This is a genomic window from Rhodococcus sp. P3_B8 (genome assembly GCF_056402775.1).
Window position 1 is genome coordinate 84,108 of record NZ_JBFUGT010000005.1, and the last position, 14,245, is coordinate 98,352.

The 14,245-nt window shown below is 67.3% G+C and carries 12 protein-coding genes; 10 read left to right on the forward strand and 2 right to left on the reverse strand.

The features are described from left to right. Positions 1 to 144: 144 nt before the first annotated feature. The 9 genes from AC1D1G_RS04245 to AC1D1G_RS04285 all read left to right on the forward strand — a co-directional run bounded on the left by AC1D1G_RS04245 (position 145) and on the right by AC1D1G_RS04285 (position 11,295). The gene (locus tag AC1D1G_RS04245) at positions 145 to 1,608 is read left to right on the forward strand and encodes an APC family permease (protein WP_477951324.1); all 1,464 of its coding nucleotides are present in this window, start codon (positions 145 to 147) and stop codon (positions 1,606 to 1,608) included. Positions 1,609 to 1,652: 44 nt separating this feature from the next. Continuing rightward, the gene (locus AC1D1G_RS04250) at positions 1,653 to 3,092 is read left to right on the forward strand and encodes an aldehyde dehydrogenase family protein (protein ID WP_317570252.1); all 1,440 of its coding nucleotides are present in this window, start codon (positions 1,653 to 1,655) and stop codon (positions 3,090 to 3,092) included. Next, positions 3,089 to 3,346 (forward strand): hypothetical protein, encoded by a 258-nt coding sequence (locus AC1D1G_RS04255; RefSeq protein ID WP_283352920.1) that lies wholly within the window; start codon positions 3,089 to 3,091, stop codon positions 3,344 to 3,346. Before AC1D1G_RS04250 ends, AC1D1G_RS04255 begins: the two co-directional genes overlap by 4 nt. A 36-nt stretch (positions 3,347 to 3,382) precedes the next feature. Then, the gene (locus AC1D1G_RS04260) at positions 3,383 to 4,816 is read left to right on the forward strand and encodes an FGGY family carbohydrate kinase (protein WP_283352919.1); all 1,434 of its coding nucleotides are present in this window, start codon (positions 3,383 to 3,385) and stop codon (positions 4,814 to 4,816) included. Then, the gene (locus AC1D1G_RS04265; RefSeq protein ID WP_477951325.1) at positions 4,809 to 6,248 is read left to right on the forward strand and encodes an FAD-dependent oxidoreductase; all 1,440 of its coding nucleotides are present in this window, start codon (positions 4,809 to 4,811) and stop codon (positions 6,246 to 6,248) included. Before AC1D1G_RS04260 ends, AC1D1G_RS04265 begins: the two co-directional genes overlap by 8 nt. Next, positions 6,245 to 7,579 (forward strand): NAD(P)/FAD-dependent oxidoreductase, encoded by a 1,335-nt coding sequence (locus AC1D1G_RS04270; RefSeq protein ID WP_317570254.1) that lies wholly within the window; start codon positions 6,245 to 6,247, stop codon positions 7,577 to 7,579. Before AC1D1G_RS04265 ends, AC1D1G_RS04270 begins: the two co-directional genes overlap by 4 nt. A gap of 81 nt (positions 7,580 to 7,660) precedes the next feature. Beyond that, positions 7,661 to 9,001: an MFS transporter gene (locus AC1D1G_RS04275; protein WP_477951326.1), complete on the forward strand. Its 1,341-nt coding sequence runs from the start codon at positions 7,661 to 7,663 to the stop codon at positions 8,999 to 9,001. A 181-nt stretch (positions 9,002 to 9,182) separates the two neighbouring features. Further along, the gene (locus tag AC1D1G_RS04280; protein WP_477951327.1) at positions 9,183 to 10,079 is read left to right on the forward strand and encodes a dihydrodipicolinate synthase family protein; all 897 of its coding nucleotides are present in this window, start codon (positions 9,183 to 9,185) and stop codon (positions 10,077 to 10,079) included. 181 nt (positions 10,080 to 10,260) lie between these two features. Then, on the forward strand, positions 10,261 to 11,295 hold the full coding sequence (locus tag AC1D1G_RS04285) for a proline racemase family protein (protein WP_477951328.1): 1,035 nt from the start codon (positions 10,261 to 10,263) through the stop codon (positions 11,293 to 11,295). Positions 11,296 to 11,338: 43 nt separating this feature from the next. Here AC1D1G_RS04285 and AC1D1G_RS04290 read toward each other — a convergent pair whose 3' ends face one another. Then, positions 11,339 to 12,223 carry an LLM class flavin-dependent oxidoreductase gene (locus AC1D1G_RS04290; RefSeq protein ID WP_283334876.1) on the reverse strand — a complete coding sequence of 295 codons (885 nt, stop codon included), beginning with the start codon at positions 12,221 to 12,223 and terminating at the stop codon, positions 11,339 to 11,341. Positions 12,224 to 12,269: 46 nt separating this feature from the next. After that, on the reverse strand, positions 12,270 to 13,352 hold the full coding sequence (locus AC1D1G_RS04295) for a LacI family DNA-binding transcriptional regulator (protein WP_349307430.1): 1,083 nt from the start codon (positions 13,350 to 13,352) through the stop codon (positions 12,270 to 12,272). 209 nt (positions 13,353 to 13,561) lie between these two features. Here AC1D1G_RS04295 and AC1D1G_RS04300 point away from each other — a divergent pair, with 209 nt between their 5' ends. Beyond that, positions 13,562 to 14,227, forward strand: coding sequence for a ThuA domain-containing protein (locus tag AC1D1G_RS04300; RefSeq protein WP_005244749.1), 666 nt, complete (start codon positions 13,562 to 13,564; stop codon positions 14,225 to 14,227). Positions 14,228 to 14,245 lie beyond the last annotated feature (18 nt).

Sequence of the window (14,245 nt, forward strand, 5' to 3'; positions counted from 1 at the left end):
AGATTGTCGACAGTAGAACAAGCGCGGCGCATCCAGTCGCCTTCTTCCACGACAACCGAACCTCGTCTCGGCACATCCCCCGCCGAGATACCCGCGACAGAGACCAGCGAGGTCACGATGGCCATAACCCCGGAAGAGCCCCCGGTGTCCATTCAACCGCCCACCGAGCCCGAGCGTCCGCTCCTCGACTCCGGAGCGGACACCGATTCCGCCTATCTGGAGAAGCTCGGCTACAAGCAGGAACTGAACCGAACGCTGGGACTGTTCTCCGCCTTCGGAGTCCAGTTCACCTCGATCGCGATCGCCTCCGGAATCTTCACGACCCTGATCGTCGGCTTCGGATTCTTCGGGCCCGCGTCGTTCTGGTCGTTCCTCGTCGGCGGCGGCCTGCAGGTATTCACGGTCGGACTCGCGGTCGCGCAGCTCGTCTCCGCCTACCCACTGGCCGGCGGCGTGTACCAGATCACCGGGCGGATCACCGGGAAGCCGTGGCTGGCCTGGCAAACCGGATGGTGGCTGCTGATCGCGCACACCGTCGCGGTCACCACCGTCGCCGTGAGCATCGCCCCCTTCGTCGCCGGCTGGTTCGGCGTCACGTTCGAGGACAACACGGACGCACTCCCGTGGGCGCTCGGCCTGATCGTGCTCGGCACCGTCATCAATATCGCCGGAGTCAAGGTCGCCGCCGTGCTCAACAACATCGGCGTGGTGGCGGAAGTGCTCTGCGTCGTCGCGCTGGTAGCCGTGCTGCTGATCGTGAAGCACCCGACCCAGCCGCTGTCGTTCCTGAGCGAGTCCGGCGGAACGACCACCGGCGGCAACTGGTTCGTCCCCTTCCTTCTCGCGATGATCCTTCCCGCATATGCGATCTCGTCGTTCGACGCGACCGGAAACGCCTCCGAGGAGACCAAGGACGCCGCCCGCAAGGCGCCGATGGCATCGGTCATGGCCAACGTCTCCTCCTACGTCGTCGGCATCTTCATGGTCGCGCTGATCATGCTCGCCATCCAGGACCTCCCGGCGGTCATGGAGAGCACCACCCCGGTCAAGCTGATCCTCGACACCGCGGTCGGTGCCGCGTTCGCGAACATCTTCGAAGCCGTCGCGATCGTCGCCCTGTTCGCCGCCCTGGTCATGCTGCAGCTCACCGGCATTCGCGTCCTGTGGTCACAGGCGCGCGACGGCCAGATCCCCGCGGCCTCCTGGCTGCGCAAGGTCAGTGCCCAGCGGATCCCGATCAACGCGACCCTCACGATCTTCGCGATCTCCGTGGTGTTCGCGCTGTGGTCCTCGCTGCTGTCCGTACTCGCAGCGATGACGGCACTCGCCTGGGGAATGGCCTACGGTGTCGTGGTCGTCGTCGGCTTCTACGGACTGGTCAAGCGCAAGCTGCCGTCCCACCCGTGGCACTACGGCATCGTCAGCCCGGTCAYCTTCGTTCTGGCGATCGCCTGGTCGGTCGTGCTGTGCGCGCTCCTGATCTACTCCGACCCCACCCATGTCGGCCTCGGCATGCTGCTGGTCATCGCGTCGGGCGCCGTCATCTACATGCTGATCCCCAAGAGCAGGCGCGGGAAGTCCATCGACACCCAGGCCGGACACCTCTGACAACCCACTTTCCCGATCACCGACCCACATTCGAAAGGACTTTCATGTCTTCCACGCTTCGTTCCGTCACCAACGTCATCGACGGCAAGGCCGTGGCAGGATCCTCCGAGCAGGTGCGACAGGTCCGCAACCCGTCCACCGGCGAGGTTGTCGCCGAACTCCAGGAATCGACCGTCGAGGACGGCTACCGCGCCGTCGACGCGGCCCGCGCCGCGTTCCCCGCCTGGGCCGCGAAGACGCCCGGCGAGCGCTCGCAGATTCTGCACGACCTCGCCAACCTCCTCGAGGCGAACCTGGACGAACTCGCCGACCTCGAGACGCTCGATGCCGGCAAGCCGACGACAGCGGCGAAGGGTGACGAGCTTCCCGGGATCGTCGCGGCGTTCCGGCACTTCGCCGGAGCGGGCCGGGCATTGTCCGCGCAGGCCGCCGGGGAATTCACCGCCGGCAACACCAGCTTCGTCCGGCGAGAACCCCTGGGCGTCGTCCTCGGCATCACACCGTGGAATTTCCCTCTCTGGCAGGCGATCTGGAAGCTGGCCCCCGCACTGGTCGCCGGCAACACCGTGGTCATCAAGCCGGCCGAGCTGACCCCGCTGGCCACCACCCGGTTCGCGGAGCTCGCGCAGCAGCTGCTGCCCGCGGGTGTCCTCAATGTCGTGCACGGCAAGGGCAGTGTGGTCGGGGACGCTCTCGTTCGTCACCCCGACGTCAACCTCGTCTCCTTCACCGGCTCGACGTCCGCCGGACAGCGGATCGCCGAGGCTGCGGGTGCCACACCCAAACGGCTGGTGCTCGAGCTGGGCGGGAACGCTCCCGTCGTCGTCTACGACGACGTCGACCTCGAGGCCGCACTCCCGATCCTCACCAACGGCATCCTGTTCAACGCCGGCCAGGAGTGCATGTCGGCAACCCGGCTGCTGGTGAGCGAGACCATCCACGACACGTTCGTCGCGGCGCTGGCCGACAGCCTGCGGGCGGCCCGGATCGGCGACGCCGCCGACACGTCGACGGTTCTCGGACCTCTCATCTCGGAGGGCCAGCGCGCCCGCGTCGCCGAGCTCGTCGACGGCAGGCCGGACCACGCGCGGGTCGTGACCGGCGGCAGGATCGTCGACGGTCCCGGCTACTTCTACGAGGCCACCCTCATCGACGGTCTGCAACAGGACGATCGGCTGGTGCAGGAAGAGATCTTCGGCCCGGTGGCGACGGTCCAGACGTTCACGGACGAGGCGGACGCCCTGGAGAAGGCCAATGCGGTCGAGCAGGGACTCGCCGCGTCGGTCTGGACCCGCGACATCGGCCGAGCACTGCGGAACGTCAACGCGATCGAGTCCGGGGTCGTGTGGGTGAACAACCACATGGCGGTTGGCCCGGAAGGACCACTCGGCGGTTTCAAGGGCTCGGGCTACGGCAAAGAGGGCGGCGCGGCCGGTCTCGAGGAATTCACCCGGGTCAAGCACGTCATCGTGAGCCTGTCGTGACGGCGCCGAGCCGCCACGGCACCGCGTGGGGCACGTGGGTGCCGGCAGAGCCGGAAGACGCGGTCGGACGGGCGATCCGGCGGATCGACCTGCGCAGTGGAACGGCATCGCCCTGGGCGCACGCCACCATGGTCGTGCCATCACGAGGGCGCACGTGCTGGTTGGTGACGCTGTGGGACGGCAACGTCGACGTGTGGCGGGTCGACGACACGACCGCGAGATACGAGTTCGATTTTCGCACTCGGACCGACTAGACCATCTCCACCCCTCCGACCCGAAAGGAAGAGCGCGTGACAGTCCTTGCCATCGACCAGGGCACGTCCGGCACGAAGGCTGTCGTCGTCTCCGAGGACGGCGACGTCCTCGCGATCGCCGAAACACCGGTCCGTCCGGCATATCTCTCCGCAGGCGGCGTGGAGCAGGACCCGATGGAACTGCTGGGTTCGGTCCTCGAGGCGGGACGGAGCGCGATCGCGAAAGCGGGTGTGCACGTCTCCGCCGTGTCCCTCGCCAACCAGGGCGAGACCGTCCTGGTGTGGGACCCGGACACCGGCCGACCCCTCAGTCAGGCCGTGGTGTGGCAGGACCGCCGGTCGGACCAGCTGTGCCGCACCAAGTCCGAGTCCAAGGCATGGGTCGAACAGCGGACGGGCCTCGTGCTCGATCCCTATTTCTCGGCGCCGAAGATGCAGTGGCTGCGGCAGAACGCCACCACGGCGGGGGTGGTCACCACGACGGACACCTGGATCGTGCACTACCTGACCGGGGAGTTCGTCACCGATTCCGCCACCGCCAGCCGTTCGCTGCTCACCGACCTCGACACGGTCGCGTGGGATCCGCAGCTTCTCGAGTTGTTCGAACTCTCCGCCGAGCGGATGCCTGCCATCGTCGCCAACGACGTCGTCGTGGGGACCACGGATGTCTTCGGATCCGACGCTGCCGTCGGCGGTCTCGTCGTCGATCAGCAGGCGGCCCTGCTGGCGGAGCGGTGCTTCGACGCGGGCACCGCCAAGTGCACGTTCGGCACCGGGGCGTTCCTGCTGGCCAACACCGGCACGCTCCCGGTCCGCTCGGCCGCCGGGTTGGCGTCCTGCGTCGCGTGGAATGTGCGCGGGAAGACGTCGTACTGCGTCGACGGCCAGGCCTACACCGCCGCCTCCGCCATCCGGTGGATCCAGGACCTCGGCTTGATCGAGTCGGCGCGCGACCTCGACAGTGTGGCCGCACACGATTCCGGTGGCACGTATTTCGTGCCCGCGCTGGCCGGTCTCGCCGCGCCCTGGTGGCGGCCGGACGCGACGGCGTCGTTCTCCGGGATGACGTTGTCCACCGATCGGTCCCAGTTGGTGGCCGCCGTCCTCGAGGGACTGGCGGCGCAGACGGCAGAGCTGGTGTCTGCCGTCGAAGGTGACCTGGGCGCTCCCCTCACCCGGCTGCGGGTGGACGGCGGACTCACTCGGTCCCGCCGCCTCATGCAGGCCACGGCCGATCTGACCCAGATCCCCCTCGACGTCTATCCGTCGTCCCACGCCACCGCTCTCGGTGCGGCGGCCTGCGCCAGATTGTCACTGAACCCCGACCTGTCCCTGGAGGACGCGGTAGCCGACTGGGAACCGGCGACCACCTACGAGCCGCGGTGGTCGGTCGACCGCGCGGCAGAATTCCGACACCACTGGCGGGCGGCCGCACGAGCGGCGCTGCCACAGGAGAAAAGCGATGACTGACACCCCTCCGCCCCCCGACTACGATTTCGTCGTGCTCGGTGCGGGCATCGTCGGCTCGGCGATCGCGCGGGAGCTGGCCGGATACCACCACACCGTGGCACTCGTCGAGGCGCGGGACGACGTGGGCGACGGAACGAKCAAGGCGAACACGGCGATCCTGCACACCGGATTCGACGCGAAGCCGGGCACACTCGAATCCCGCATGGTGAGCCGCGGCTACACGCTGCTCTCCGAATACGCCCAGCAGACCGGGATTCCCGTCGAACGGTCGGGCGCCATCCTCGTCGCGTGGAACGACGAGGAACTGGCCGCACTGCCGGGCCTGCGCGACAAGGCAGCCGACAACGGCTACCCCCACTGCGACATCATCGACGCCGACGAGGTCTACCGACTCGTGCCCGCGCTCGGTGACGGCGCGCTCGGCGGGCTCACCGTCCCCGACGAGTCGATCATCTGCACCTGGACCACCAACCTCGCGCTGGCCACCGAAGCCGTCGCCCGCGGGGTGACACTACGGACGCGGACCCGTGCCGAGTCCGTGACTGTCCAGCCCGAGCGGACGATCCTGCACACGTCGAGCGGCGACATCAGCGCGCGGTGGGTGATCAACGCCGCCGGGTTGGGAGCCGACTACATCGACAGGGAATTCGGCTACGACCGATTCCACGTCACCCCGCGGCGCGGCGAACTGCTCGTCTACGACAAGCTCGCACGACCGCTGATCGACAAGATCGTGCTCCCCGTCCCGACGTCCCGCGGCAAGGGTGTTCTGGTCAGCCCGACGATCTACGGCAACGTGATGCTCGGGCCCACCGCGGAAGACCTCACCGACCGTTCCGTTACGGCGACGTCGGAAGCCGGCTTCGAGTTCCTGCTGGACAAGGGCGCCAAGCTGATGCCGCGCCTGCTCGAGGAGGAGGTCACCGCCACGTACGCCGGACTCCGTGCCGCCACCGATCACGGCGACTACCTCGTCGAGGTCGACCACGATCGGCGTTACGTCCTGGTCGGTGGAATCCGCTCGACCGGGCTGACGTCCGGAATGGCGGTGGCCGAGTACGTTGGCGAACTGCTCACCAAGGCAGGCGCTCTCGACAGCGCACGCACCGAATTGCCGCCGCCGCCCCGGATGCCGAACATCGGCGAGGCATTCACTCGCCCGTATCAGGACGCCGAACTCATCGCTCGTGACAGTGAATACGGCAGGGTGGTCTGCTTCTGCGAGCGTGTCACGGCGGGTGAGATCCGCGACGCGTACCAGTCGCTGATCCCCCCAGCCGGACTCGAAGGGCTCCGTCGTCGCACCCGGGCGATGAACGGCCGGTGCCAGGGCTTCTTCTGCGGCGCCGAGGTCGGTTCGCTCGTCGCTGCACACCGATGCGCCGCCGGTTCGCCCGAGGCGGCCGAGACCAGGAAGGAAGCCGTCCGATGAGCGCTCCCGACACCTCACGCACCGTGATCACCGCCGAGGTCGCCATCGTCGGCGCAGGTCCCGCCGGGTTGGCTGCGGCCACACAGCTCGGAAAGGTCCACGGGCGCAAGGCTCTCGTCCTGGACCGTGAAAGCCGTGCGGGTGGGATCCCGCGCCATTGCGATCACCCCGGCTACGGCATCCGAGACCTGCACACGTTCATCGGCGGCCCGGCCTACGCCGAACGCCTGGTGCGGGAGGCGAAGTCCGCGGGCGCCGACATCATGCCGAACGCGATGGTGACGGCGGTGCATCCGGACGGCGCGCTCGACGTCACCTCACCCGCGGGTCTTCTCCGCATCGAGTCCAGGGCACTCGTCCTGGCCACCGGTGCCCGCGAGCGTGCCCGCCCGGCCCGCATGATTCCCGGCGACAGACCGTCCGGGGTCTACACCACCGGACAGCTGCAGAACATCGTGCACCTGCATCACGGACGGGTCGGAACGCGCGCGGTGGTCGTCGGTGGCGAACTGGTGAGCTGGTCCGCGGTCATGACGCTGAAGCACGCCGGGTGCAGGACCGTGCTCATGACGACGCAGTACCCGTCGCCGGAGTCCTACGCCGCCTTCACCATTCCCGGTAAGGCGTTGTTCCGGTTCCCGATCGCCACCCGCACCCGCGTCGTGCGGATCATCGGTCACGGGAACCTGGAGGCGGTCGAGATAGAGAATCTCGACACCGGCGCACGCGAGATCGTCGAGTGCGACACCGTCGTCTTCACCGGCGACTGGATCCCGGACCACGAACTCGCGCGCACGGCGGGTATCGCCATCGACCCCGGAACGAAGGGACCGCTGGTCGACACCGCCCTGCGCACCAGCCGGCCGGGCGTCTTCGCCGCGGGCAACGTGCTGCACCCGGTCGACACCGCCGACATCGCAGCCCTCGACGGCACGTTCGTCGCAGACCGGGTGGCCGCGTTCCTCGACGCCGGCGAAGCGATCGATCCAGGTGCGACCGCGGTACGCATCCTCGCGGCCCCGCCGTTCCGCTGGGTTTCCCCTGGACTGCTCCGGGCAGGCGACCCCGCCCCACCACGCCGGCGCCTGCTGCTGTGGACCGATCAGCTGGTCCGGTTCCCGAAGGTGACTGTCTCGCAGCGGGGTCGCGTCGTCGCGACCAAGCTGCTGCCGTGGGCCGCGTCACCGGGGCGGGTCTTCCGCGTGCCGTGGTCGATCATGGATGCCGTCGACCCAGCGCAGGGGCCCGTGACCGTCGGTCTGGCCAACGCGCCTCACGGGGAAACCACGCGCAATGCGGCAGGGGAATTCATCCCGACCCGCTGCAGCTGAGCACACCCCGACACCCATCTTCGTTCAGCACCATCTCGCACACAGATTGTCGACAATAAACCTCCATCGATCGGAAGACTCATGACGGAAGTACAGGGCGGTTTGCACGGCCCCGAGATGCGGCGGGCCATCACGGCCGCCGCGATCGGAAACTTCATCACCTGGTTCGACTTCGCCGCATACGGATTCCTCGCCGTTCTACTCGGCAGGATCTTCTTCCCCTCCGAAAATCCGGCGACGAGCCTGCTGGCAACGTTCGCCGCGTTCGGAGTCGCGTTCCTGATGAATCCGATCGGCGGCTTCGTCTTCGGCCGACTCGGAGACAAGGTCGGCCGCAAGAAGATTCTTGCGACAGTGATCATTCTGATGTCGCTGTCGACGTTCGCGGTCGGTCTGCTGCCGGGATACGCCACCATCGGCCTCGCGGCCCCGGCACTGCTGGTGACACTGCGGATCATTCAGGGTTTCGCCGCCGGCGGCGAACCCGGCGGTGCGGCGACGTTCCTCGTCGAGTCCGCAAAACGTGGCAGGCGGGCGCGCACCGTCAGCTTCTGGCACTGCTCGAGTTATCTCGCCAACGCTGCGGCCTCGGTTCTCATCCTCGGCCTCAACGCCGCACTGAGCGAAACGGCGATGTTCGAATGGGGCTGGCGGATCCCCTTCCTCATCGCGGGACCGCTCGGGTTGGTCGGTCTCTACATTCGCCTGAAGCTCAGCGACACTGCGGAATTCGAACGACTCCAGTCGTCCGGAGAAGTCAGCGAGTCTCCGGTCAAGGATGCCCTCGCGACCAGTCGCCGGCAGATCGTGCAGGTGGTCGGGTGCATTGCGCTGCAGGCCGCGGCCTTCTACTTCATCTTCGTCTACATGGAGACGTATCTGCAGTCGGAAGTGGGATTCTCATTCGGCCTGGCCTCCGCGTCGACGGTCACCTGCCTGTGCTCGGCGGCCGTCGCCATCTTCGTGTTCGCCCGCTTCTCCGACCGCTACGGCCGCAAACCGGTGATCATCCTCGGTGCCGTCTCGAGCACGCTGATCGTGTATCCCGCGTTCATGGTGTTCGCGACGGGGAATGTCCCCGCAATCGTCGTTGCGCACGCCGCGATGGGGATCTGCCTCGCCATGTTCATGTCCGCGTCGGGCGCAGCGATGGTGGAGATCTTCCCGAGTCGTGTTCGGTACGCGGGATTCTCGATCGGATTCAACATTTCGGTGGCAGTCTTCGGCGGCACCGCGCCGTATGTGGCGACGTATCTGATCGCGGCAACCGGCAGTCCGTTGGCGCCCTCGGTCATTCTGATCGTGACGGGCGTGATGGCCATTGTGGCGGCGGCAACGCTGCACGAAACCGCGGGCCGGAAAGTCGATGCGCGGGCAGAGGCGGAGCCCCTCCGCCTCGATCCCATCACCGTCGGCGAATAGCGGCCGAAGAACCCCGGCCGATCCCTTGACACCACCGAGGATCGACCTTAGATTTGACATCGTTCTCTTGTCGACAATCGCCAATTCAACAATTGTCGAAGGCCAGAGCGAGTTCCCGGAAGTTCACCAGTCGAGGACCCCACAACGGGCATCGACCACCACCACCGAACAAGGACACGACATGACCAAGAAGCTGGGTGGCATCCTCGCCGCCGTCTCCACTCCCTTCGCCCAGGACGGCTCCGTCGACGAAGGCGCACTGCGCAACCACGTCGACTTCCTGATCGAGAACGGACTGCACGGCCTGGTCCCCGGCGGCAGCACCGGAGAGTTCGCAGCACTCACGCTCGACGAGCGCAAACTCGTCAACATGGTCGTCATCGACCAGGCCGCCGGTCGCGTGCCCGTCGCACCCCAGACCGGCTCCACCCGCACCGCGGAGGCCATCGAACTGTCCCGGCACGCAGCCGACGCAGGCGCCGATGCCGTCCTGCTGGTGCAGCCCTTCTACGAGGCCCCCACCCGCCACGAGGTCATCGAGTACTTCGCCACCGTCGGCGAAGCGGCGAACATCCCGGTGATCGCGTACAACCTGCCGGGTGTCACGGGAATGAATCTGGATCGCCCGTTCTACCGTGAACTGCTGGAACGCACGGACGCCGTCCGGTACATCAAGGACACGTCCGGGTCGATCGAGCAGGCCTTCGACCTCATCTTCAACCTCGGCGACGCCATCGACACCTTCGTCGGCTGGGACACGATCGTGCTGCCCGCCTTCTCCGCCGGTGCCGCCGGTTCCATCTGGGGTGCGCCCAACTTCGCCCCCAAGGAGTGCGTCGCGATCTACGAACTCGCCAAGGCCGGCAAGTACACCGAGGCCCTCGAAATCTTCAAGCGGCTGTGGAACGTCCTGGACTTCCTCGGCACGGAAGGCTATGCCGTGGCCACCAAGGCCGCCGCTCAGGCCGTCGGCGTGGACCTCGGAGTGCCCCGCGCACCGTACGGTGAACTGCCCGCGGACAAGAAGGAAGAGCTCACCAAGCTCATCGCCGAGACCGGCCTCACCTACGCCCGCTAGTCACCACCAAGAAGACCGCGCGCGTTCATCACGGAGTGACCCTTCCCCGACACGTGCGCAGAGGCCGGCAGCAATCACCCCCGCTGCCGGCCTCGCCTCTCGCCCGCAGGCGCAGAGAAGTTCAGCCCTGGCAGGGTGGAACCAGGCCACCGCAACGCAGACGAACACACGGAGGAAGATCGTGCGCTGGAGTCGAGTAGTCAACGTAGTGAAGTGTCACGTCGGGGGCGAGATCAACAACGTCGTCACCGGCGGAATCGGCGACGTCCCCGGCGCCACGGTCTTCGACAAGATGAAGCACTTCCGCGAGCATCGCGACGACCTCCGGCAGCTGCTGCTCCACGAGCCGCGGGGCTCGGTGACCCAGTGCGTCAACTTCGTCGTCCCGGCGACAGATCCCGAGGCCCAGATGGGTTACGTCGTCGCCGAGTCCACGGAGTACCCGGCCATGTCGGGCAGCAACACCATGTGCGTCGCCACCGCGCTGCTCGAGACCGGCATGATTCCCATGGTCGAACCGGTCACCGACATCGTGCTGGAAGCACCCGCGGGGCTCATCCGCATTCGCTGCACCTGCGAGAACGGCAAGGTGACGAGCGTCGAGTTCGAGAACCAGCCCGCGTTCGCCTACGAGATCGGGGTGCCGCTCGAACTCGACGGCTACGGCACATTGACCGTCGACGTGGCGTGGGGTGGCATGGCCTACGTGCTCGCCGACGCCGACCAGCTCGGATTGAAGTTGCAACCCGACGAGGCCCGCGAGATCTGCGACCTCGGACAGAAGCTCAAGACCGCCGCCGCCGAGCAGATCCCCGCGGTGCACCCGACCAATCCCGAGTTCGCGGGAATCACCCAGACCGAGTTCGTCGGCCCCCTCTCACGCACCGACGGGGTGCTGAGCGCCCGGAATGCCGTGGTGGTCTCCCCCGGCCGACTCGACCGCTCGCCCTGCGGCACCGGCACGTCCGCTCGACTGGCGGTGCTGAAGGCGAAGGGCCTCATCGAGGTCGGGGAGAAGTTCGTGCACGAATCGGTGATCGGCAGTCGCTTCGAGAGCCGGATCGACAGACTGACGAAGGTCGGAACGTACGACGCCGTGGTCCCCCGCGTCAGCGGCCAGGCGTACATCACCGAACTCAGCCAGGTCGGGCTCGACCCCGCCGACCCGTTCCCGACCGGCTATACCCTGTCTGACACCTGGCCGACCGGCAACTGACCCGCACGTGAGTGGGAAAGTGTGCTCGGGCACTCTTTGCCACTCACGTGGGGATGAGGGGTTTGACGGCGCGGCCGAGGAACTCGACGAATCCCAGCAGATCCGGTTCGTCCTCGGTCGGCGCGAAAGCCACCGACGTCGCGCCCAGGCGGGCGAGCCTTCGCACCTCCTCGGCGACGGTGTTCGCGTCACCCGCGACCCCGATTCCGGTGTCGGCCGGCTTCTCCCACCGCGCCAGTTCCTCGTCCACCCGTTGCCGTGCGCCCTCCCCGGTGGCGGCGATCTTCGGGACGACCAGGTGATGCGATGACACCCCGTCGGCTCCGATTTCGTCCAGGATCAGGTCGCGGACCCTGCGGATGTCGTCGTCATCGACCGCGGACGCGAGGAGGTTGCCGTCACCCAGACGCGCCGCCAGGCGGACCGACTTGGGACCTTCGCCGCCGAGCATCAGCGGAACCCGTTCGGTGGGAGGCCAGTCGAGCTTCACCCCGTCGAGCCGGACGTACCGCCCCTGCGTGCTCACCGACTCGCCGTCCAGCAGTGCCCGGAGCGCCACCGTGTACTCCTCGAGGAGAGTCATCGGCGACGCCGCACGCGCACCCACCTGCTCCATCCATCCCTGCACACCGTGCCCGATACCCGCGATCACTCGACCGGGAAACAACCGAGCGAGCGTGGCGATCTCCATCGCGGTGAGCGCGACATTGCGCAGCGGGACGGGCATCAACCCGACGCCGACGTGGATTCGCTCCGTCCACGCGAGTGCCGCGGCCGCCGCAGCCACGCCGCTCTCCTTGAAACAGTCTTCCCACAACCAGATCTCGTCGAGGCCACTGTCCTCGGCCACCCGCGCGAAGTCCTTCAACTTCTCGGGTTCGATCGTCGGGATGAACGTCACGCCCAGTCGCGGCACCGCAGTCGTCATCGATCCATCATGGAGGATGACACCCGGCCGTCGCGGAGCATCGCCATCATTCGCGTGGCGGCGCGGTGCTGGATTCGCGCGGCGGCGCGGTGCTCGCGCGGACGACCAGCGACGTCTTCATCAACGATCGTGTGCGGGTGCCGCCGCCCAGCCGATCGAGCAGGATCGTCGCGGCCGCGCGGCCCTTCTCGACGATCGGTTGATGAATTGTGCTGAGACCGAGAAGCTCTGCGACGGGTGCGTCGTCGAAGCCGATGACGGACATGTCGTCGGGCACCGTCAGGCCGCGCTCGCGTAACACCTGCCACGCCGCCACCGCGTGCACGTCGGACGTCGCCACCAGAGCGGTCGGCCGAGCCGCGTCGAGCAGGATCCGGGTGGCCTCGTCGCCCGCGGCGCGATCGATGTTGCCCGCCACGACGATCGACAGTTCCTCCACCGGGAGGTGGTGGTCGCGGGCCGCGGCGAAGTAGCCGGCGAGCCGCTCCCGCGCGTTGCGTTCGGTCGCCGCGCCGACGTCGTCCGCCGTGACCATCCGGCAGTCGGAATCCTGACCGAGCTTGTCGACGATGATCCCGATGCGTCGATGGCCCAGGCTCAGGATGTGGTCCATCTGCAGGTAGGCGCCGTGGCGGTCGTCGATGGCCACGAACGGCAGTCCCGCGCTTCTGGGCGAATCGACGACGACGGCCGGGATACCGCGCGCGATGATCGCCTCGACCAGGGGATGACCGTCGGGGACGTTGTGGATGACCACGCCGTCCACGAGTCCACGGAGAACCAGCGAGTTCGGTGGTGAATCCGGGGAGCCACCACGTGAGGCCGGAAACAGGGTGAGGGCGATGTCGGCCGAGTTCCCGATCTCCGCGATGCCCTTCATCAGCAGGGTCACGGACGGATCCTCGAGCGCTTGAACCGGGGAATCGGGCACGATCACCCCGACCGCGCCGATCCGTCCCGACCGCAGACTGCTCCCGGCGATGTTCGGCCCGGCGTAGCCGAGTTCCGCGGCGACGGAATAGATGCGTTCCCGTTGTGTCGCAGATACCTTCGACGATTTACTGAAAGCGTAGGAGACGGTGGCGACCGATACTCCGGCCGCTCGGGCGACGTCTTTCATCGTGACCAAGTGGTGCTCCCTCGTCGGCGATCATCGGCCGCAACCGGCCGTTGCGCACCGGAGCGCACAAATGGCAAAGCCCGATCCTAGTCCGCGTCCGGACGCTCCCCACGTTCCCCTCGGCATCAGCCATTGACAGCTCTCCAGCCGGTGATACGATTCACCACTATAAGTTAATCGTTTCACCTTTTCCGGTTTCACCATCCCTGGGAGCACTCATGACCAAGGTCCTCTACCTCTACGGCGGCTGGCCCGGCCACCATCCGTACGACATCGCCGCATGGGCACGCGAACTGTTTTCCGAGCTGAACTACCAGGTCGAGGAGTCGCAGGACATCTTCACCCTCGATCGCGACCTGACCGGATACGACCTGATCGTGCTCGGCTGGAACAACGCGCTCACCACCGAAGACCTGAGCGATTCGCAGGAGAAGAACCTGCTCGACGCCGTCGCGGCCGGAACCGGGGTCGCGGCGTGGCACGGCGCCGCCGCCGCGTTCCGGGCGAGCCTGAAGTACCACTTCCTCCTCGGCGGCGACTTCGTCGAACATCCTGCGGGAGAGGCCTTCCCGCAGCCGTACAAGGTGAGCATCACCGACCGCGAGCACGAGGTGACCGCCGGTGTCGAGGACTTCGCGGTGGCGTCCGAGCAGTACTACATGCACGTCGACCCGAACAACCGGGTGCTCGCGGAGACCGAGTTCAGCGGCGAGCACCTGCCCTGGCTGGAGGGCCTGCGCAGCCCGGTGGCGTGGGTGCGCCAGTGGGGCGCCGGCCGGGTCTTCTACCACTCGATCGGCCACACGCCGGCAGACCTGTCGGAGCCGAACGTGCGCCGACTGACCAAGCAGGGACTGCGCTACGCCGCCCGCGTAGCGAACTGACACAGCAAGGAGAAACGA